At 42.9% G+C, this 22,651-nt stretch carries 19 protein-coding genes; 4 read left to right on the top strand and 15 right to left on the bottom strand.

From position 1 onward, the window contains the following. The coding region (locus tag FHS24_RS12635) for an IS3 family transposase (RefSeq protein ID WP_221185040.1) at positions 1-63 on the top strand (63 nt) is incomplete at its 5' end. A gap of 464 nt (positions 64-527) precedes the next feature. Here FHS24_RS12635 and FHS24_RS09070 read toward each other — a convergent pair. After that, positions 528-1,661, bottom strand: coding sequence for an endonuclease/exonuclease/phosphatase family protein (locus FHS24_RS09070; RefSeq protein ID WP_183620799.1), 1,134 nt, complete (start codon positions 1,659-1,661; stop codon positions 528-530). 510 nt (positions 1,662-2,171) lie between these two features. Here FHS24_RS09070 and asd point away from each other — a divergent pair. Then, positions 2,172-3,305 (top strand): aspartate-semialdehyde dehydrogenase, encoded by a 1,134-nt coding sequence (asd, locus tag FHS24_RS09065; protein WP_183620798.1) that lies wholly within the window; start codon positions 2,172-2,174, stop codon positions 3,303-3,305. A 58-nt stretch (positions 3,306-3,363) separates the two neighbouring features. Here asd and FHS24_RS12515 read toward each other — a convergent pair whose 3' ends face one another. Further along, positions 3,364-3,675, bottom strand: coding sequence for an SOUL family heme-binding protein (locus FHS24_RS12515; RefSeq protein ID WP_265088154.1), 312 nt, complete (start codon positions 3,673-3,675; stop codon positions 3,364-3,366). Continuing rightward, positions 3,662-3,958: an SOUL family heme-binding protein gene (locus FHS24_RS12510; RefSeq protein WP_265088153.1), complete on the bottom strand. Its 297-nt coding sequence runs from the start codon at positions 3,956-3,958 to the stop codon at positions 3,662-3,664. Before FHS24_RS12510 ends, FHS24_RS12515 begins: the two co-directional genes overlap by 14 nt. A gap of 383 nt (positions 3,959-4,341) precedes the next feature. Here FHS24_RS12510 and tgt point away from each other — a divergent pair, with 383 nt between their 5' ends. Continuing rightward, a complete protein-coding gene (gene tgt / locus FHS24_RS09055; protein ID WP_183620797.1) occupies positions 4,342-5,493 on the top strand; it encodes a tRNA guanosine(34) transglycosylase Tgt in 1,152 nt (383 codons plus the stop codon). Positions 5,494-5,633: 140 nt separating this feature from the next. Here tgt and FHS24_RS09050 read toward each other — a convergent pair whose 3' ends face one another. The 12 genes from FHS24_RS09050 to rimO all read right to left on the bottom strand — a co-directional run bounded on the left by FHS24_RS09050 (position 5,634) and on the right by rimO (position 21,107). Then, on the bottom strand, positions 5,634-6,986 hold the full coding sequence (locus tag FHS24_RS09050; RefSeq protein WP_183620796.1) for a sodium-dependent transporter: 1,353 nt from the start codon (positions 6,984-6,986) through the stop codon (positions 5,634-5,636). 358 nt (positions 6,987-7,344) lie between these two features. Next, positions 7,345-8,124, bottom strand: coding sequence for an acyl-ACP--UDP-N-acetylglucosamine O-acyltransferase (gene lpxA, locus FHS24_RS09045; RefSeq protein WP_183620795.1), 780 nt, complete (start codon positions 8,122-8,124; stop codon positions 7,345-7,347). Between the two features lie 213 nt (positions 8,125-8,337). Further along, the gene (fabZ, locus tag FHS24_RS09040; protein WP_183620794.1) at positions 8,338-8,847 is read right to left on the bottom strand and encodes a 3-hydroxyacyl-ACP dehydratase FabZ; all 510 of its coding nucleotides are present in this window, start codon (positions 8,845-8,847) and stop codon (positions 8,338-8,340) included. Between the two features lie 154 nt (positions 8,848-9,001). Continuing rightward, positions 9,002-10,018, bottom strand: coding sequence for a UDP-3-O-(3-hydroxymyristoyl)glucosamine N-acyltransferase (lpxD, locus tag FHS24_RS09035; RefSeq protein ID WP_183620793.1), 1,017 nt, complete (start codon positions 10,016-10,018; stop codon positions 9,002-9,004). A gap of 171 nt (positions 10,019-10,189) precedes the next feature. After that, a complete protein-coding gene (gene bamA / locus FHS24_RS09030; protein ID WP_183620792.1) occupies positions 10,190-12,616 on the bottom strand; it encodes an outer membrane protein assembly factor BamA in 2,427 nt (808 codons plus the stop codon). A 263-nt stretch (positions 12,617-12,879) separates the two neighbouring features. After that, on the bottom strand, positions 12,880-14,256 hold the full coding sequence (rseP, locus tag FHS24_RS09025; RefSeq protein WP_183620791.1) for an RIP metalloprotease RseP: 1,377 nt from the start codon (positions 14,254-14,256) through the stop codon (positions 12,880-12,882). A 134-nt stretch (positions 14,257-14,390) separates the two neighbouring features. Next, complete coding sequence (gene ispC / locus FHS24_RS09020) at positions 14,391-15,599, bottom strand: 1-deoxy-D-xylulose-5-phosphate reductoisomerase (protein ID WP_183620790.1); 1,209 nt, start codon at positions 15,597-15,599, stop codon at positions 14,391-14,393. A 148-nt stretch (positions 15,600-15,747) separates the two neighbouring features. Next, a complete protein-coding gene (locus FHS24_RS09015; RefSeq protein WP_183620789.1) occupies positions 15,748-16,557 on the bottom strand; it encodes a phosphatidate cytidylyltransferase in 810 nt (269 codons plus the stop codon). Between the two features lie 210 nt (positions 16,558-16,767). Continuing rightward, complete coding sequence (gene uppS, locus FHS24_RS09010; protein ID WP_183620788.1) at positions 16,768-17,526, bottom strand: polyprenyl diphosphate synthase; 759 nt, start codon at positions 17,524-17,526, stop codon at positions 16,768-16,770. Between the two features lie 313 nt (positions 17,527-17,839). Next, positions 17,840-18,394 (bottom strand): ribosome recycling factor, encoded by a 555-nt coding sequence (gene frr / locus FHS24_RS09005; protein ID WP_183620787.1) that lies wholly within the window; start codon positions 18,392-18,394, stop codon positions 17,840-17,842. Between the two features lie 142 nt (positions 18,395-18,536). Further along, entirely contained in the window at positions 18,537-19,262 is a 726-nt protein-coding gene (gene pyrH / locus FHS24_RS09000) for a UMP kinase (protein ID WP_149489717.1), read from the bottom strand. Between the two features lie 234 nt (positions 19,263-19,496). Then, on the bottom strand, positions 19,497-21,107 hold the full coding sequence (gene rimO, locus FHS24_RS08995; RefSeq protein ID WP_183620786.1) for a 30S ribosomal protein S12 methylthiotransferase RimO: 1,611 nt from the start codon (positions 21,105-21,107) through the stop codon (positions 19,497-19,499). Between the two features lie 134 nt (positions 21,108-21,241). Here rimO and FHS24_RS08990 point away from each other — a divergent pair, with 134 nt between their 5' ends. Beyond that, the gene (locus tag FHS24_RS08990; RefSeq protein WP_183620785.1) at positions 21,242-22,609 is read left to right on the top strand and encodes a two-component system sensor histidine kinase NtrB; all 1,368 of its coding nucleotides are present in this window, start codon (positions 21,242-21,244) and stop codon (positions 22,607-22,609) included. Positions 22,610-22,651: the final 42 nt, after the last annotated feature.

The raw sequence follows: 22,651 nt of genomic DNA, 5'->3' as shown, positions 1-22,651 counted from the left end.
CGTATTCAACTTAAATTAAAAGGACTGAGTCCTGTGCAATACAGAACTCAGTCCTTGTTATAAACTAAACCGTCCAACATTTGGGGGTCAGTTCAATGCCGATGCATATACCCTTTTTTAATATAATAAGAAATAGTGTTAATTTAAATATACTTACTTTTTTATTCTGTATTCGCTCCACTATAAAATAAATACAGTGCTAATAGCATAGAGTTATAGCTATAAAAATCGTACCCAAAGAAAAGCCCCGAACCTAGGGCGATGGGTTCAGGGCTATGGCGTTTCATATTATTGTTATTATCTCTTCCGTGTTGACTCATCCTAAGTCACAAACAGTACTCTATAAGACAGCGGGCTGACCTGTGCTTTTATTAGTACTGCCTCAACACTACATCCTTGCATATCCTTGTGTTGATGGTTGTATTCTAGGCCAATTGATTAATAGCGCATAGAGGCTAATGACCTTATTTAGCGTAAGCATTTGCTTACGTTTGAATCGTTCAATACACGTAAACACTTTCAACGTCTTAACAATCGCTCTTCTCTTCTGCTTCTGCGTGCTCTTTTGATACTTTGCAGCCCTCTTTCTTGCCCGCTTCAATGGTATTTTTTGCCTCTTTGACATCCTCTGCTTTTTCGGTAGGGGCATTGCTTTCTTGTTTACTCGCCTGCTCTGGCTCATATTGTAGCGTCGTCATCACCGGAAAATGATCAGAGCCAATAGACGGCATGCGCTTGATATCGACTACGGTGAAGCACGCACTGTGGAAAATGTGGTCTAGAGCCCAGCGTAAAAAGGGGTACTTAACATGAAAGGTATTGATAAAATGGCGCCCGATACGCGGGTCTAACAAGCCTGAGATACGCTGAAAGCGCCGAGTGGTTTTTGACCAAGCAACATCATTTAGATCACCCGCCAATATAGCAGTCTGGTTATTCTCTTTGATATGTTTTCCAACCATCAATAGCTCAGCATCACGGGTAGTAGATTTATCCGCTTCTGTCGGACTGGGTGGCATCGGGTGTAAGCAGTAAAGCCAAATGATTTGTCCGCCTTGCAAGCGCATCTGCGTATGAATAGAAGGTATGTCATCTATGATCAAATACTTAACTTCAGGATCTATCAGCTCAAGCTTGGAATAGAGGTGCATACCATACAGATTGTCTAATGGTACTTTTACGGTATAAGGATAATCAACTTCAATTTGATTAAGCGCTTTCTCCCATTTCTTATCCGTTTCTAAAGTTATTAAAATATCAGGCTGTTTGTCTTTGACCAAATCAACCAGTTTTTGGGTCTCATCATTAGGCGTCAAAACATTTGAGACCATGATTTTTAACTGACATTCCTGAACTTCCGGCTTATCTTTGGCATTTTTTACTTCTTTTTTCCATAGTTTGGTATAGGGCAATACCATACGCAGCTGAAAGGCTAAAGTGATACTCAAGACTATAAATAGTAGCCACTGTCCCTGTTGCCAATCTGAGCCAAATGCCAGCATCCCAATCCAAGCGGCTATGCCAAGTATCATAATTTGAATACGTGGGAACTCAACGCCGCGTACCCACCAATTATCAAGTGGTAGCCAGCCCCAAATGGTGACAAATGCGATTAGCCCCGCCAACCACTGCGCGCCATAATATAATAGGGAGAAATCCATAATGTGTATCGACCGTTTCTTAAATGAATGATGAAGCCAAGGGTTATATTAATTTACTGTTTGCACTAACTGACAGTGACCAAGTTCAACTTGTTGCTATATAAACCGTTGTTATCTAAATTGTTGCTGCTTAAATCACCACTACCCAAACTGCACATAGTAAAAATCTAATATAAAGTTGAGTAATAGCTGCTTACTTTAGCATTTCATGACCGCAACGCCTACTATTGAACATAAATTACGCTATAGCCACTATAAAAAGTTACAATCTAAAGTGATTGATAAACGGCCACTCTAATCAACAATAATTGTCATAAATAGTTCGCCGTAGAACAAGCAGCAAGATTTATTGAAACTATATTTAAAATCATCACCCAGCGTGATAGTGAACATCATACTTATGTCTATAAAACACTGGAAATTCTCTAAAAAACCTTGCTTTTTCGGGCTATTCACGGCATTGTTATTGGTTGGCGATGCAACAATTTATTGTAAAAAGGATTAAGTTTCATGAGTAATTTAACAGTAGGCTTGGTAGGCTGGCGCGGTATGGTCGGGTCAGTATTGATAGAGCGTATGCGTGAAGAAAAAGACTTTGACGGTATGACACCGGTGTTTTTTTCAACCAGTAACGCCGGCGGCGACGCACCAAGCTTTGATGGTATCAAGACCAGCCAACTAAAAGATGCTCATGATATTGCAGCACTTGCTGCTTGTGATGTGATTATTACCTGCCAAGGTGGTGACTACACCTCAAAAGTTCATCAACCACTGCGCGATAGTGGCTGGACTGGCTACTGGATTGATGCGGCAAGCACCTTACGCATGGAAGACGACAGCATCATTATTCTTGACCCTGTTAACCGCAGCGTCATCGATAGTGCGCTTGCGAATGGCAAAAAAGACTTTATTGGCGGTAACTGTACCGTGTCACTCATGCTGATGGCGATTGGTGAGTTATTTAATAAAGGTTGGGTTGAATGGGTCAGCGCCATGACGTATCAAGCAGCTAGCGGTTCTGGTGCCAACAACATGCGTGAGCTTATCGAAGGCATGGGTGTGCTACATGATGCTGTTAAAGACGAGCTTGCCAATCCTGCCAGCGCCATTCTTGAAATTGATAAGAAAATTGCCCAGACTCAACGCTCAGACGATTTCCCTAAGCAGTATTTTGGTGTGCCACTAGCCGGTAGCTTAATTCCTTATATCGACGCGCAACTGGAAAACAAGCAGTCACGTGAAGAGTGGAAAGGTGGCGTCGAAACCAATAAAATCCTTGGTAATTCTGAAGCAGATAAGATTGCTATCGACGGTATGTGTGTCCGCGTTGGCGCAATGCGCTGTCATGCACAAGGTTTAACGATTAAGCTTAAAAAAGACATTCCATTAGAAGAGATTGAAGTGGCACTGAAGAATAGCGGTAATGAGTGGCTAGATGTGGTCGAAGACAATAAAGAAGCCACTATGAATCGCTTAACACCCGTTGCAGTGACGGGCACTTTGACTGTCGCATTAGGTCGCCTGCGTAAGCTTAATATGGGTCCTGAGTATCTAGGTGCATTTACCGTTGGTGACCAACTATTATGGGGCGCTGCTGAGCCATTGCGTCGCATGCTGAATATCATTCGCGAGCAAAACAGCTAAACCCGATACTCTGAATTTAGATACAAAAAAGACAGCAATCGCTGTCTTTTTTTATGAACTATTTTTGCTGATAAGCAATCATGATTTCATTGCGGTGCATAAATGGCAGCGTCCATGGTGGATTATAACGTGCCAGTTCAGGTACACCTGTCATCGTTAATTTTTGCGACAGCATCCAAGACTGTAATTCTACTGTTTTAGTAGCTACCTTTTCACTGCCAGCAAGTCCTGAGAATTTAATTACCCCATAAGTCTGCGGCGGCACTTCGATAATTGTGATGTCTGGATTATTCGGCTTCGGTAGCGTTTGCATACTGTATTGGCTTGGCATAGTAAATTGTACACGCCATTGACCATCAGTCTGCTGCATACTCACAAGCGATTTTTTGCGACGCTCCATTATTCTTAGTATCAGATTGCTTTGCTTCGAATTTCATGGCTACAGGAGCAGTCATACTGATTTTACTACTCTCCCCGTTTGATACCGTATTATTACCAAAGATATAATTCGCTAATATCTTAAACCCTTTACGGCTAGCTTCATCTTGGTTACCAGATACCCAAGTCTGTGCCACCAGCTGACTATCATAGCGACGCAACTCAAAATCCTCTACTTGCGACAATACCGTGTATTTCGGCTCTTCGGTAGCCATAGCTGCTCCTGATAGCAATAATGCACTGGTTAATACACGCCACTTGATAGCGTTCCATTCAATAACGAACGTTTCGATAAGAAGTAGGTTGCTTTGCTTATATCATCTCTCCTGCGTACAAAAAGAGGATTTGATACTCTTAAATTTGCAGCAGTTATTTATTTACTGCAGCAATGGCTTGGTGGAACTGTCTGTGTCTTTTGGTCATAGCGTAGTAATAAAAAAGATTAATCTTTTAAATTAACTTTAAACATGCTTAGGCTATTTTATGGATGTCTCTGTTCCTTATTCAAAATGACGCTACCTTAAATATCGATGTCCAAAAAAATACCTAACAATGCTATAATTGACGCTATTTTCTTAGCTTAAATAGCGGTTAACTTATGCAATTTGTCTTACATAAAACAGCCAGCGGCATCACGCGTGCGCGCCGTGGTACGGTTCACCTCAATCATGGCGACGTACAAACGCCAGCCTTTATGCCAGTAGGTACTTACGGTACCGTTAAAGGCATGCTACCACGTGATATCGAAGCCATTGGCGCAGATATTATCTTGGGCAATACCTTTCATTTATGGCTGCGTCCGGGTACGGATATCATTGATAAATTTGGCGGTCTGCATAAATTTATGCACTGGGATAAACCCATCCTCACTGATTCAGGCGGATTCCAAGTATTCAGTCTGGGTGCGATGCGTAAAATTACCGAAGAAGGCGTTAACTTTAAATCGCCTATTGATGGCGCGAAAGTATTTTTATCGCCAGAAAAATCGATGCAGATTCAATATAGCTTAAATTCAGATATCGTCATGCAGTTCGATGAGTGTACGCCCTATCCTGCTACTCATGATGAAGCCAAAAAATCATTGGAGTTGTCGCTACGTTGGGGACAGCGCTGCGTTGATAAACACAATAAGCTTGGTAATACCAATGCGTTATTTGGCATCATCCAAGGCAGTATGTATGCCGATTTGCGTAAGCAATCACTTGAAGGTCTGCTTGAGATTGGCTTTGACGGTTACGCCATCGGTGGTTTGTCCGTTGGCGAGCCAAAAGAAGAGATGATAGATGTCTTAGATTATATTGCAGATGATATGCCAGCTGACAAGCCGCGCTATCTGATGGGTGTTGGTAAGCCTGAAGACCTCGTTGAAGGCGTACGCCGCGGCGTCGATATGTTCGATTGCGTCATGCCGACTCGTAACGCCCGTAATGGTCATTACTTTGTCGCAGGCGACGCTGAAAATGCGGGCGTGGTACGTATACGTAACAGCCAATATCGCACCGATGAAGGTCCATTAGACCCTGAATGCGATTGCTATACCTGTCAAAACTTTAGCCGTGCTTACTTATCTCATCTTAATAAATGCAAAGAGATGCTAGGTGCGCAGTTGGCAACCATTCATAACTTACGTTACTATCAACGTTTGATGCAAGGTATCAGAGACGCGATTGAAAAAGATACCTTTGATGAATTTGTGAATGAGTTCTATAGTAAACGTGGACAAACCGTCCCTGAACTTAATTTACGTTAGGCGTTTTCAGGGCTATTCGATATAATTAACAACCATTAAATAAATTAGTTAGCATACAAAAAGGGCTTAAGATATTTCTTAAGCCCTTTTTTATAACCTAAAATACTAATACTATTAATAAGTAAGAGAAAGTCTATCCATTAGCTCATTAAAGTGGTTACAAAAACGATGATTACAGCAATCGGCGCAATGAATTTAGCAACGATTTGCCATAACTGCCAGGTAAAGTTAGACAATCCAAGTTCTTGCTGAATGCTGCGTTGATCCATTTGCCAACCGACAAAGATAATCGCGGCAAGACCGGTCAAAGGTAACATGAATTTACTGGTTAATTTATCTAACACATCAAAGATACCGTTACCCATGATAGTGAAGTCAGACCATAAATTGAATGACAACAAAGCTGCAATACCTAATAACCAAACCGCAATACTGGCTACGATGGTCGATACGGTACGGCTCATTGGCGTACGCTCTTCTAAAAGCTCAACCGTTGGCTCAAGCAATGAGATTGATGATGTCACGGCGGCAAAGGTAATTAGTAAGAAGAACAACGTACCAATAACGGCACCGGCACCCATGCTACCAAACGCGATGGGCAGACTGACAAAGATAAGACCAGGACCTGAAGCCGGATCAAGACCGTTGTTAAAGATGATTGGGAAAATAGCTAAACCAGCAGCCAAGGCAATAATGGTATCTAAAATCACTACTGTACGCGCGGTGCTTAATAGATTGACATCACGACCCAGATAAGAGCCATAAGCAACCATAATACCCATACCGATAGATAAGGTAAAGAAAGCATGTCCGAGTGCTGCTAGCATCACATCGGCATTCAACTTACTAAGGTCTGGAGCAAACAGATAATTAACCGCTTCACCAAAACCGCCGTTCATAACGTTATAGCCGACGATGACGAATAAAATAATACCCAATAATGGCATGAGAACTTTGGCCGTGTTTTCAATACCCTTCGTCACACCCACGCCAACAATCAAAGCGGTAATGACCATGAAAACTGTATGCCAGATAGTTAAGGTACCTGCTGACGCTAACATCGCATCAAAGGTTGCAGCTACAGAGTCGCTATCTTGACCCGCAAAGCTTCCTGAACCAACTTTGGTAATATAGTTAAGCGCCCAACCACCGATGACACTATAAAACGATAGAATTAAAAAACCACCTAAGATACCAGTCGCACCGACAATACCCCAACTGCGTGATTTGCCTTCGCTTGCTGCAACGTCAGAAAATGTATTGATAGGGTTTTTTTGCCCACGGCGACCAATTAACCATTCTGCAACCAAGATTGGAAAACCAATAAGGGCAAGACAAAATAAATAGGCGATAACAAAAGCTGAACCACCGCTCTCCCCAACCATATAAGGGAACTTCCAAATATTTCCTAAGCCAACTGCCGATCCTACTGCTGCCAGTACGAAGCCAAAACTTGAGCTCCACTGAGCATGTTCTTGTTTATTAATAGCCATTTTGCCTTCCTCATGCCTCAATTAATGCTGCTTATAATCTTCCTTGATTATTATAAATCAGCCACTATTTTATGCGGTAATTTAATTAACATGCCAATGTGACACATCTAGCAACATTATGAAAGAATTGTTTACAATATCGTAAACGCTCAGTTTCTGCTAAGCGGCCAAAAAAGTCAAGTAGCGATAAATATAAAAAGCCATAACAAATAGTTATGGCTTTTTATATTTATCGGAAAAAATTACAAGAGTTCGCCGATTTTAGAATTACGTATGAGGCTTAAGTTATAACATCGTTTTTATATATGCCTGCTTGATATTGGTTTTAGCTACTGCTTATATATTTAGTTAAATGATATTAACGCACAACACCGCGGCGACTTTTTTGCAGCGAATCGATTAAAAGGGTAATTTTTGGTTCTTGAGGTAATAGCTCTTCTTTTAATATCTCTAGCGCTTGAGCCGTCGTTAAACCCGAACGATAGACAGTGCGGTACGCTTGACGCAAGACATCAATCGTCTCTTTAGACCAGTCTTTACGGCGCATACCTTCGACATTTAAGCCATGTGCTTTCGCAGGATTACCAGATACCATGGTGAAAGCAGCCACATCCTTTAGAATAAGACTTGCGCCCCCCACTAGACTATAATCATCAACGGTGCAAAATTGATGAATACCTGAGTTACCGCCGATAATCGTATGATTGCCGATGGTCACATGGCCGGCAATGCCGACGTTATTTGCCAACACGTTATGGTCGCCAATTAAGCAATCATGGGCAATATGGGTATTGACCATCAAGAGATTATGATTGCCAATTTTAGTCAAGCCGCCGTCTTGCTCAGTACCACGGTGTAAGCTACAAGCCTCACGAATGGTATTATGATCACCAATCTCAAGCCAAGTGCGCTCACCAGCGTACTTCAAATCCTGTGGGTCTTCACCGATGCTGGCAAACTGATAGAACTGATTGTACGCACCGATACGCGTCAATCGTGCCACGACCACATGACGGTGTAAAACCGTATGGGCGCCAATGGAAACTTCATCACCGACAATACAATAAGGACCAATGGTGGCAGTTTCATCAATCTTAGCGGACGGTGAGATGAGTGCTGTTGGATGGATCTGACTCATAATGAGGGCCTTTGTATCATCTAATGCGAGTAAATGGTAAAACAAATACAGACAGTTTAGCGTTAATAATCACCCTAATACCAGCTGCGTTTAGAAACCACTGTGATTAAAACTATCATTCTGTCTAAAATATAGATATGACTCTAATTTTTACTATTGGTGGCAGGTCTAAACAATCTCACCGACCCACTGCGCAACATCTATAAAGCTATTTTATTGTTCCTGACGTGCAATCATAATTTGAGCACTAGCAGCAAGCTCATCTTCTACATGGACGGTACAATCAAACTTGTAGATACCCTGCTTTTGCATCACGGTTTTAGCACGGATAATCAGCTGGTCACCAGGGATAACGCGGCGCTTAAAACGCACTTTATCTACTCCAGCAAACAGATATAAATAACCATCTTCTGCTGTTAAACCGGCACTAATAAAACCAAGGACACCTGATACTTGTGCCATCGACTCAACCATCAAGACGCCTGGCATAATCGGCTCATCAGGAAAATGCCCATTAAAAAACTCTTCGTTAATGGTCACATTTTTGATACCGGTAATACATTCACCAGGGGTGCAAGATATCACTCTATCTACTAGCATAAAGGGATAACGATGCGGCAGATAATGCTTTAGAGTCTGATAAGTTAATGGCAATGTTAAACCTTGTTCCGCCAAACTTTTGATGTCTTCATCAGTAGGTCTATCAATATCAGTTATGCTCATAATGAGGCTTCCTTGCTGTATGCTAAGCTTTACTTTGTCTTTAAGCGTTGCTGTGTTTATAAACTCTAAGAATAATTGACTGTCGCGTTAACTGAGTGCTTATTATTAGGTACTAATCACTCTGTAATAGTCATGCTGTACCTTTCATGCTGGATTAGTCACGCCCAAGCTGACGAAAACGTACCGCTGCACGCCGCCAATTGGCAGTCGGCATGGCTGCTGTTCCAGAAGAGTACGAACCCGCCTTTGTAATGGACTTGGTCACCATGGTCATGCCAGATAACGTCACATCATCGGTAATATCAATGTGACCAGTAATACCAACAGCGCCCCCTATAATGCAGCGCTTGCCAATCGTCGTACTACCTGCGATGCCAGTTTGCGCCGCGATGGCAGTACCATCACCGATACGCACGTTATGGGCGACTTGTACAAGATTGTCAATAATAACATGATTGCCAATCACCGTATCATCAATAGCACCGCGATCGATACAGGTTTGGCTACCAATCCGCACATGATTGCCAATCACCACACGTCCTAGCTGAGCAATACGCTCCCAACCAGTAACGCTTGAGTTGCTTGTTGGGGCAAAGCCGAAACCTTCAGCCCCTACGCAAACTCCCGCATGTAACCTTACATGATGACCAAGTACACAATCGTGTCCGATGACCACTTGCGATTTGAGCACACAATCGCTGCCAATCGTAGTATTTGCTTCGATAGCCACATTTGCATCAAGCACACTACGTTCACCAATTTGTACTTGTTCACCAATGACACAAAAAGGTCCAATAGTCACCCCATTACCAATTACGGCGCTTTCGGCTATTACGGCACTTGGATGAATACCACTCATCAAGGACTGATGAGCAAAAAGCTGACTAGCGCTAGCATAAGCCAAATAAGGCGCAGCAACGACTAATGCAATAGTATTTTGACCAACTTTGTCCTGATGTTCTGTAGTGGTCAGCACAGCCCCTGCCTGACTATCAGCCAAACTGGGAATATAATGCGGATTGGCTAAAAAACTTAATTGCTGCGGATTGGCAGTGGTTAAATTACCAACACCGTCTAAATTTAGACATAATTGCGCAGCGCTAAGTTCGCCCTTGTTAAGAACAGGCTGACGCTGCTCGATCCGAGTGATGAGTTGCTCAATCGTTATCATAATTGTTATTAGTATAATTGCTGTTAGTATGCATATGAATAAGATGGTCGCCAAGTTGAGATATCATCTTGGCGACCTGCTAAAGTTTAATTGTCTATTAATTTAGTTAGCTGCATAAACTAAAGTAATTAAACATTGTTACATAGCTTATCATTACGTGGTTTTATGGGATTAAAAAGTGTTACCGATTTGGAACTGAACTTTTTCAGTTTCATCGCCTTCTTTATCACCAATCGGCACCGCATAACTGAGAGAAATTGGACCAATTGGCGTATACCAAGTGACACCCAAACCAGCACTAAAGCGGAACTTATTGTCTTGGGTTAATAATGGTACGCCAGTATCTCTATCTGGATTCGTCGTATCTGGATCAATAAAGGTGCGATCTTCTTTATCTGATGTATCAAATACCTGACCGCCTTCAGCAAATAGGACTGGACGTACCTGATCTGCCCAATCACCCTTAAAGGGCATTGGTAAAATCAGTTCTGTACCAAAGCTAACCAACGCATTACCACCAATCTCTTCTGGTTTCAATGTGCCAGGCTCATCACTAACGGCATCATAGTAGCTTTGCGATTTAGGTCCAAGCGTTGAGGCTTCATAGCCACGTACTGAACCATAACCACCCGCATAGAAGTTTTCATAAAATGGCAAATCATTACCATAGCCAAGCTTGGTATAACCGCGTGCGACCCAATCTTTATAGATAGGTTGATAAATATTGCCACGATAAACCAGTTTCTGATAACTGGCATCACCAAGACCAATAGTCGCATCGACTGTGTGACTCATCCCTTTATTTGGGAAAACTGGGCGATCTAGCGTACTGTAATCCCAGCCGAATAATAAGTTATAGCTTTGATACTCATTTTTAAAACCGGTACGACCTTCGTAATCACCGCTAAAGGGCTCAAACGTACCGCCATCGTCAATAATTTGCTGAACGTTTGAGACGCCAAGACGGTTACCACCACGTACAGTAGTTTTATCAACGTTCAAGCCCGCACTCACGCGTTTAGTTTCATCAACAGGATAACTATAGTTCAGGGTGGCACCATAAGCATCGGTGACATAGTTACTAACGTTTCTGTCATCGTATTTGGTTTCACGATAATAAGCGCTGATGCCTTGCGATACGCCGTTTTCAGTGAAGTATGGGTCGGTATAGCCCAAGCTGTAAGAGTCACGCGTCTCTGAACGTGAGAGTGCGGCTTTAACGCGGTTACCCGTGCCCATAAAGTTATTTTGGGTCAAGTCTAACTGGAAAGTCACACCACCACTTTGCGAATAACCCGCAGCAATGGTTGAGCTACCAGAAGGCTGCTCTTCAACCGTATAATTCACATCGACTTGGTCTGGCTGGTTAGGCACTGGCTTCACATCAACATTGACGCCTTTAAAGAAACCGGTACGCATCAAGCGCGTGCGTGACAGCTGAATCTTATCACTAGAGGCAAGGGTGCCCTCTAACTGACGCATTTCACGGCGAAGTACTTCATCTTGGGTTTTTATATTACCTGTAAAGTTGATACGGCGAACATAAATAGGACGCGCAGGATCAATATAGTAATCGACATCGACTACTTTAGTCTCATCATTGATACGCGGCACTGGTCTAATTTGGGCTAAATAATAGCCTTCATTACCATAACGACTTTTAAGTGCAGCTGTTGTAGCATCTAGCTTAGCTTGTGAATATTTTTCATTGGGTGCAAAAGTAACCAGCTCTTTTAGCTCACTGTTTTCAAAGGTTGGCTTACCTAAGAAGTTCACTTCACCAAACTGATATTGCTCGCCTTCACTTAAGCTGACTTCGATAAATATGCTGCTTTTATCTTCGCTGATGTTAAGCACCGCATTGTCTACTGAAAAGCGTACATAACCATCATTTTGATAAAGGGCTTTTAGATTCTCTAAACTGGCCGCCAGCTTCTCTTTCGCATAGCGATCAGACTTAGACAACAGACGTGTCCATGACGACTCTTTTACCGCAAAGACATCTTTAATCTGCTCATCACTAAAGTGTTTATTACCAATAATATTGATATCAACGACTTTAGCAGGCTTGCCTTCAATAAAGCGCACATCAAGTTTTACGCGGTTACCATCAAGCAGCGTTTGATCGACTTCAATATTACTGTTGTAATAACCTTGACTGATATACTGCTGCTGTAGCTCGTTGGCCACGCCTTGTAGCGTTGCTTGTTTAAGCACATCACCGACAGACAAACCGGCATTACCAAGTCCTTGCTCAAGCCCTTCTTTTGGGATGAGTTTATTGCCTTCAAAGTTTACCTCAGCGATGATAGGACGCTCGACAACATCAAAGCGTAGATTCCCACCTTCAATACGACTTTGAATGTCGGCGAAGTTTTCAGTCGCATATAGCGCCTTAATACTGGCAGCCAAACTACCATCATTAACCGCATCACCCACCGTAATAGGCAGAACCGGATAGAGACTATCAGGAGTTAGGCGTTGTAGACCATTGAAACCGATGTCAGTCACTACAAATTCTGCAGCCTGAACCGGCATACTCATCATCGCTACAACTAACGGCAACCCAGCCGCGCTCATAAATAAAGGCGTACGCATAAACACTATCCGTCAATAAAAAACTTGCTTAAGTTAAGGTAAAAAGCACGTGTTGTCTAGCCCATTTCGCATAAAGTCGTAAACTTCAGCGTGGGAGACTCAGGACACTTTATATAAAACGCATCATAAAATAAACTAAAAAATAAAATTAGTACAGTGGCGACATTATGAAATAAACATCGTATCGCTTCAATCATCAGTACTTGATAAGGGCGCAACCATTAGTCTATAGCGGATTACTTGCCAAGCGACAGCGTCCTTTGTCAAAATAGCCGGCTGATATCATTACCAATTGCTAACACCATGAAACCTGCCAGCAAGAGTAAACCGATATTAAGTCCAACCATTTGCACACCTTCAGAGAGTGGTTTACCGCGTATCAACTCAATAACGTAATAGACAATATGTCCACCGTCTAACACTGGAATGGGCAAAAGATTCAATACCGCAAGGCTTAAACTAATCAAAGCTGCAGTAGATAATACCATCTGCCAACTAATATCAAAGCTTTGCTTGGCAACTTTTGCAATGGTAATGGGACCTGATAAATTCTCTAAACCTATCATGCCAGACAGCATCTTGCCCATTGAGCTCACCGTCATGACTGCCAACTGCTCCGTCTTTTTAAATGACTTAACCAGCGACTCACCAGGACCGTAAACAACAGTGGTCTTATAGGCATCAGGAATGACGATTTCAGACTCTGCCACCATAGCACCAATTTGCCCGTAATCGTTACCTAAATTGTCTTTTTTACCTTGCGGCATAATAGATAACTGTACCGAATTTCCGTCACGCAGTACGGTAAAACTAAGCAAAGTCTCAGGGCTATCGCGAATGATGCGCGTGGCACTAATCCAATCACTAATCTCTTCACCGTTAATAGCAGTAATGCGGTCACCCACCTGTAAGCCTTGACGACTGGCAGCGCCATCGGGCGTTAAATCGCCAACTATCGGTGCAATGTTTGGTTGCCACGGTATCATACCAAAACTTGATAACGCATCTTTGCCTTGCGCATTACCTTGCATAAACTCTTTAACTGGTGCTTGATAAGTTTTGGTTGTATTATTACCTTCTGCATCAGACTGCAAGGTGACACTGACATTATCCGTTTCACCCATACGCCCTGCCAAACGATAGTTAATACCTTCCCACGTTTGTACTTTGTGACCATCAATTGCAACGATTTTATCACCAACGGGCAACTGTGCCATCGCTGCTGGAGTATCGGGTAATACCTGACCAATCTTTGTCGCTAATTGCTCAGACGGGGTCATAAACAATACCCAAAATAGTGCAATAGCAATAACAAAGTTCATGATAGGACCAGCAGCAACAATCGCAATTTTCTTCAGCGGATGCTGACAATTAAAGGCTAGATGCTGCTCATCGGCTGCTACCTCGCCTTCACGCTCATCGAGCATTTTGACATAACCACCAAGCGGCAATGCCGAGATACGATAATCAATACCGCTCTTTTTGCTGGTCCAACCAAAGAGTTTGGGACCAAAGCCAATAGAATACGTCAACACTTTAACGCCGCAAAGACGCGCCACAATATAATGACCCCACTCATGTAAGGCGATGAGCGGACCTAAGACAAATATTGCCGCAAGCAGCGTTAATAAAAACGTCATTATCTTTTCTCAGTATTAGCTCTTAGTATTGTCTCTTAACATCGTTTATCACTATCATTTCTTAGCATACTGTTTAGCGTTACCTGTCAATATCACTTTTAACAGTATTTATCAAATAGCTAAATTTTATAGGTTTAGGCCAACTTCGCCACCAACGTATTAGTATGCTGACGCGCTATTTTATCAATTGCTAAAATATCTTCAATATCGGCAGTCTCATCTAATACGGACACTTGTATCTCATCTAATGCTTGCGAATTAATATTCGCAATATCAGTAAGGCGAATTTGCCCGTTTAAAAATGCCGCAACCGCAATCTCATTAGCAGCGTTTAGCACAATCGTTGCCTGTGTACCCGCTTGCATGGCATGCCTTGCCAAACGCAAACAGGCAAATTTTTGCAAATCAGGCTCAATAAACTCTAAACCACTTAACGCAAATAAATCTAACGGCTGCGAGCCGCTATCGATACGGTCAGGGTAACTGAGCGCGTGGGCAATAGGCGTCTTCATATCGGGACTGCCTAGCTGCGCTAAGAAGCTACCATCGCTGTATTCTACCATTGAGTGGATAATACTTTGTGGATGAATGACCACATTTATCTTATCTTCTGGCAAATCAAATAAATGGCAGGCTTCGATTAATTCAAGCCCTTTATTCATCATCGTTGCCGAGTCGACCGATATCTTTTGACCCATTGACCAATTCGGATGTTTCACCGCTGCTGCGACGCTAGCTTGCTGCATCTGCTCAAATGACTGCAGTAAAAAAGGTCCGCCAGATGCCGTCAACCATAATTTACGCACACCATGATTTGGCTGATGGACTTGGGTATTGTCTTGCTGAATTGCTAATGGTAAACACTGAAAAATGGCGTTGTGTTCTGAGTCTAAAGGCAACAAGGTCGCATTATACGTTTTAACCGCATTAATCATGACTTTCCCTGCCATGACCAATGCTTCTTTATTGGCCAATAAGATGCGCTTTCCTGCCCGTGCAGCAGCTAAGGTAGAAGGCAGACCTGCTGCGCCTACGATAGCCGCAACGACGGTATCAGTTTGCGTGTCAGTCGCAATATCGACCAGCCCTGCGTCACCGCCGACCACGTCGATATCGAGACCTGCTGCGTTAAGACGCTGAGCAAAGTTATTGACCGCTGCTGTCGGCACACTGACGCGTTTGGGCAAAAACTGCTGGCAGAGTGCCAATAGTTTATCTAAACGGTGATAGCCTGATAAGGCATAAACTTCATAGTTCTGTGGTTGCGCCGCTAATATTGCTAACGTGCTATCGCCAATCGAGCCTGTCGCGCCTAGTACGGCGATGCGTTGGGTCATAACCATCTGTGCCTATAATACGGTTAAATTAAATGAGAAATAAATATAAGTTATAAAACCTAATACGAGGCAGCCTAGTCGCTACCAAATATGTAAGCCCTACCTCTTTTTATATTTTTAGCCTGATAGCTTTTTACTCTTAAACTACTTACTCTTATACGACAATTAAACCAAGTTGCTGTATTGCCCAAAAACCCAGTGCAAATATCGGTGTGGCAGACAATAGCGAGTCAATGCGGTCTAATACACCACCGTGCCCAGGTAAAATCGTTCCAGAATCTTTAACATCAGCACGGCGCTTGAGCATAGATTCAAACAAATCGCCCAATACGGACGCTAAAATCGTTAACGCCGATAAGGCTACAAAAGCGATTAATGGTAGACCAGTCAATTGTAGTTTAAAGACACTGATGACGATGACCACAAGCAAGCCTGTGACTAGGCCCCCTGCCAGCCCTTCCATACTTTTATTGGGTGAAACATTTGGCGCCATCTTACGGCGACCGAGCTTACGCCCAACAAAGTAAGCGCCACTATCGGCACACCAGACTAGCAAGAATACATATAACAGCCACCATGCTGATAGCTGCCATAAGTAGAACATAGCGGTAATGGCGGCGGTTAATATCACCGCACCCATCAATGCTAATTTCTTACCGTACCAGTTGGTATGAGTGGGAAATACCCGTACCCAAGACAGTGCCATCAGCCAAATAACCAGTGACGCCACCCACCAAAATAGCCAAGTGACTTTAAACATTAACGATACAATGGTCAGTGCTAAAACTAAGAGTACAAATAATGCAGGCTGCTGCCATTTTGGCATCAGCTTCGTCCACTCATGAGCGGCGATAATGACACCAATCGCTAGCAGCGGTGCAAATAAAATAGGGGTTTGGCTCGCAAACATTGCAATACCAACGATAATAACGAGAACAATTGCCGTCTTAATTCGTTGCCACATACTTATCGAGCCTTATATAACGAAGAATGTTTGGTCAAAATACATCATATCCGTGAACCATAATAGTCTATCAATTATGATTAACGCTCATTAAAGCAGCTTATCATTGACCAAACAAGTGTAATTCAAACGTCTAGCATATTTTAACAAACCATTTTTAAAACGATTATAAGCTTTAATTATGAGCATCAGTTATGAACTTTAATCATGTTAGCGCGTCTGCTGCTCTGTCACCACTTGTTCGCTCGTTTTGCCAAAGCGACGTTGACGTTGGGCGAATTCAGCTATCATTGCCGCCAACTCTGCTACTTTAAAGTCCGGCCATAGTGTTTGGGTAAAGAACAATTCAGCATAGGCAGATTGCCACAACAAGAAGTTCGACAGACGGTATTCGCCGCCCGTGCGTATCAACATATCGACTGCTGGTGCATCTGCTAATTGCACATATTCGCCAAGCATCTCTTTATTAATATCTTCCGCGCGCAACTCACCCACTTCGACTTGCTCTGCCAGCTGTTTGGCAGCATGAGCAATATCCCACTGACCACCATAGCTAATAGCAATGACTAAAGCCATGGCTTCAAAGTCGGCTGTTTTTGCCTCAGCGTCTAGCATCAATACTTGCAAATCTTCACTAAGCTGACTGCGATCACCAATAAAGCGCAGGCGAATGCGATATTTGAGCATACGTGGCATTTGCTCATTGATGGTTAAGCTCAACAGTTGCATCAGCAATGCCACCTCACTCGGTGGACGTTGCCAATTTTCACTAGAAAAGGCAAATACGGTTAGCACTTCAATGCCCGTACTGACACAGTATTCGACTATAGGATCTAGCGCATCTTTACCAGCGATGTGTCCCTGACCTTTGCCTAAATGATTGATTTTACCGTAACGGTTGTTGCCATCCATGATAACAGCGATATGACGAGGAAGAAGAGCGGGAGTTAAAGCATCTGGAATAGACATAGGCTAACTTGCTTGTTATTTGGGTAAAGTGATGGTACGCGAACTAAATTTATGCCTTGCAACAATTATTGCCTATTTGCCAAAGCAATTATTAACAGACTTAGACGTATTAAAAGACATATAAGTATTAAAAAATCTTGTATATAAGTTTTATGGCAAAATAAAATCTTAATTTCTTATAAAGCAATAGACAGCCAATCACCATTTAGTATTGGCTGTTTATTTAGAGCAAGGATGCGGATGACGAATTATCTTTGACAAAATTGCGTTGTCTTTAACTGAAGAAAGTAGATGAAAAGACACCGTTTCTTTCTTATACTTCCATTAAGTCGCTTTCTTTTTTGCTTAAGCGGCTATCAATCGTTTCAATATATTTATCAGTAATTTTTTGAATATCATCACTGGCGCGGCGCTCATCATCTTCTGAGATTTCTTTCTCTTTTGCCAACTCTTTAATGTCATTCATCATATCACGGCGGATATTACGGATAGAAACGCGGCTGTTTTCAGCTTCGCTACGGGCAAGCTTTTGCATATCGCGGCGCGTGTCTTCGGTCAATGCTGGCATCGGCACACGAATCACATCAGCTGTCATCGGGTTTAAGCCCAAATCTGCTTCGCGAATGGCTTTATCAATCGCTTGCACCATAGTACGCTCAAATGGCTGTACCAATAACGTACGTGAGTCTTCAACGTTGACACTCGCAACTTGATTCAATGGCGTATCTGTGCCGTAGTAGCTAACCATCACACCAGATAGCATACCTGGATGGGCACGGCCAGTACGTACTTTACTAAAGGTACTTTCGAGCGCCTCTAACGTCTTTGCCATACGTGCTTCACCGTCTTTCTTAATCTCATTAATCATCATGTATCCTTATTTATCGCTATCGATAAATCATTCATTGCTGTTAGGTATAAAACTGTTAGGTATAAATCTTATTCAAAGATTGATGCTGACTACATCAGTGATTTCATGTTCATATAAATGATAAAGCCTACGCTTAAGCTTAATGATAAACGCGCGTGCCTTCATTTTCGCCCATAATAACGTTTAATAATGCGTTAGGCTTGGTCATATCAAATACTTGTAGCGGTACATTGTGCTCACGGCATAAAGCGATTGCCGTTAAGTCCATAACGCCAAGTTTTTGCTCAAGCACCTCATCAAAGGTTAAGCCATCATATTTTTTGGCATCGGCATGTAAGCTTGGGTCTTTATCGTAAACGCCATCTACTTTGGTCGCTTTTAAAATCAAACCCGCTTCGATTTCAATACCACGTAAGCAAGCGGCAGTATCGGTGGTAAAGAAAGGATTTCCCGTGCCCGCGACAAAAATACATACTTCGCCGTTTTTGAGATAACGAATTGCATTACGGCTACTATAGCTTTCAGTGACTTCACCAATTGGCAATGCTGACATCAAACGCGTTTTGATATTACGACGCTCAAGGGCATCACGCATCGCCAAACCATTCATCACAGTGGCAAGCATGCCCATTTGGTCACCAGTGACTCGGCCGACCAAGCCTTCTTTTTGTAGCTGGGCGCCGCGGTATAAGTTACCACCGCCAACGACGATACCGACTTGTACCCCAAGTCCGCGCAAGTGGGCGATAGACAAGCTCATCTTATCGAGCACTTCGGTATCAATCCCCATCTCTTTGCCACCTGCTAAGGCTTCACCAGAGAGTTTCAGCAAGATACGAGAGTAACGCGGGTTTTTGTCAGACATGAGGTCACCTTGTTAGCATTAAATTATAATTAAAATGAGCGGTAAAACACAAATAGAGTTTGCCGTTGGGTTTACCCGACCTGCCATAACCCGAAGTACTATACATAATAAAAAGCACCATAGCGGATGGCAAACGGGTCAAAAGGCTAAATTGCGCTAATTGTAGCAAAAACTGCCTGTGATTGGGCAATTTTCACTCGTATATTGTAGTGAATAATCAGCTACTGTGACTACTTAGCCTTTATAACTGGCAAACAAATCATACTCGCTAGCGTCATCGATAGTAACGGTTAGGAACTGTCCGACTTTAACTTGTGCAGTGATTTCATCAACGTAGACATGACCATCAATCTCTGGTGCATCAGCGTAGCTACGGCAAATCGCAATGCCCTCTTCACTATCAATCTCATCGACCAATACCATTAAGGTTTTACCGACTTTCTCTTGTAGTTTCTGTGCTGAGATGTCCTGCTGTAGCGTCATCAAACGCTCATAGCGTTCTTGCTTGACGTCTTCAGGCACATGATTTGGCAAGTCATTGGCGACCGCACCTTCGACTTCTGAGTAAGTAAAGGCACCGACGCGATCAAGGCGTGCCTCGACCAACCAATCAAGCAGGCATTGGAAATCTTCTTCTGTCTCACCAGGGAAGCCAACCACAAAGGTTGAACGAATGACGATATCAGGGCAAATCTCACGCCATGCTTTAATACGCGCCAAGGTATTTTCACTATGCGCCGGACGCTTCATCGCTTTTAGGATGCGATGGCTAGCATGCTGGAATGGAATATCAAGATAAGGCAGCAGTTTCTTTTCGCCCATTAGCTCAACGACTTTATCAACATGCGGATATGGATAAACATAATGCAAGCGCACCCAAATACCCAAGTCATTTAATGCTTGGCATAAGTCATAGAATTTCGACTTGAGCGGCATACCATTCCAAAAACTGGTTCTATATTTTAAGTCCAGTCCATAAGCAGAGGTATCTTGCGAGATAATAAGCAACTCTTTCACGCCAGCGTTTTTTAGCGCCAAGGCTTCATTCATCACGCTATCAATCGGACGCGAGACCAAATCGCCACGTAAGCTTGGAATAATGCAGAAAGTACAACGGTGGTTACAGCCTTCCGATATTTTTAGATACGCATAATGACTTGGGGTCAATTTAATACCCGCCTCATTAATCAAATCTATTTTTGGATCGTAGTTTGCATCCTGACTGCGATTCGGCTTGGGCACATGCTGCGATACGGCAGTAATCACTTCATCATAAGCATGCGCGCCGGTCACGGCTAGTACGGCTGGGTGCATGGCACGGATTTTTTCCGCCTCTTTACCCAAGCAGCCTGTGACAATCACCTTACCGTTTTTGCTAATGGCTTCACCAATAGCGTCCAATGACTCTTGCACTGCGGACTCAATAAAGCCGCAAGTATTGACCACGACCAAGTCTGCGCCTTCATAATCACTGGCCACTTGATAACCGTCACGGCTAAGTTCTGTGATAATGCGCTCACTATCGACCAAGGCTTTTGGACAACCTAATGACACAAAGCCAATCTTTGGCGCTGCGTTCACTGGCGCATTCATAGTCGCTGCTGTCGCTTTAGCTGATGCCGCTGCAACCACATCACTACTTTGCTCAATGCTACGATTTTGATTGTGGTTGGCTTTATGGTGGTAAGGTTGAACACTGTCCGTCGAGCTTTGCGCGGGCGTTGCCGTCGGCTTGGCAGGATTAAAAATAGTGGCAGTGTCTTTTGGCATAGAAGCTGATGGTGAAGAAGCTGGCTGTGAAGGGGCTATAGTCGTATTAACGGACTCGGTAGAAATATTGGGCATGGCTAACCTTGCTAGAGAAAAATGGCTGTGCGCATTGTACGTTTTTTTTGCAAAAACCGCCAGTTTTGCCGCTCTATAGTGTTGATTTATGGTTAAATATTATATCGAGCATCTCTTTACTCTAGGCAGCACTCATGACAGCTGATTTGATCACCGAAAAACCGACACCAGATTTGGCATTTATATCGCAGCATTTATTTACAGCTATCTTATGGATTGACGATGAGCTTTCTATCACTTGGCTAAATGCCCAAGCTGAACAATTACTGGCAATCAGTAGCGGACGCTTGCTTAATCAATCAATACTGACGCTGCTTGCACCCGATGAGTTAACGTTAAAAGACAGTCTTATTAGTAACAATCGAGAAGATAAAACTTGCTCTTTGACTGAGCGATTTTCTCAAGCAAAGAAATATCAACAACCCTTTATCGATCATGATCACCTCATCCATACCCAGCTCAACGGCGGACTCATACTATCCGTAGATTATAGCGTGACGCCCGTCATTTATGAGCAGCAGCCTTATTTTATTATTGAGATGTGGGGCAAAGATCGTCAAAGCCGTATTTCAGAAGAACAACGCCAGCAGCAACAATATAGTGTGGCCCGTCACATGCTGCGTTCGGTCGCCCATGAAATAAAAAATCCATTGGCGGGCATTCGCGGTGCGGCGCAATTATTGCAGCGGCAATTTATCAAATTTAGCGATATGTCTTATTTTGACAAAGACACTAACGCTGATATTCCCAATAAAAATACAGATTTAAATCATAATAACAATCTACAAAAAAACGGAGCAAAGCTCCGCAATTATACCGATATCATCATCTCAGAGACCGATCGTTTGACCCAGTTAATTGGACAACTCCTTGGCTCTAATCAACTACCAAGCTGGCAAATACTAAATATTCATGAGCCGCTAGAGCATGTTTTGGCCTTAGTAGTTAATCAATATCCAGAAGTGACGCTACAGCGTGATTATGATTTGTCGTTGCCTGAGTTATGCGCTGACAAAGATCAATTAATCCAAGTGTTTCTAAACCTTATTAATAATGCTTGCGAATCCATGACTGAGTTTAAGCAAACATTGCAGCAAAGCAGGCTAGCCGCATCCAATAACTTGCTGTCAGATATTGCGCAGTATCATCTTGCTGTTGATGATAACTACCAACCAAAACTGCATATTCAAACGCGGGTTGCCTTTCAGCATACCATCGGTAGCCAACAGCACAAGCAGGTGTTGCAAATTACCATTACTGATAATGGCTCAGGAATAGATAATGCGCTGATTGGTCAGATATTTTTTCCGATGGTGACCAGCCGCGCCACCGGTACTGGGCTTGGCTTATCTATTGTGCAAGATATCATCAGCCGCCATCATGGTATGATTGACGTCAGCTCAAATTCATTACAAAGGGATAATCCCAGTTATAATTATAATAACAATCAGACCCGTTTCACCCTTTACCTACCTTTTCAGCAGCCAAACGCTGAAAGTTAATGCTGCCACCTCCATCCTGTTACTGCTTATTAGGCGAAACAC

The organism is Psychrobacter luti, assembly GCF_014192115.1.
GTDB classification, from domain to species: Bacteria; Pseudomonadota; Gammaproteobacteria; order Pseudomonadales; family Moraxellaceae; genus Psychrobacter; species Psychrobacter luti.
This window is presented reverse-complemented; position numbering and strand designations above follow the sequence as displayed.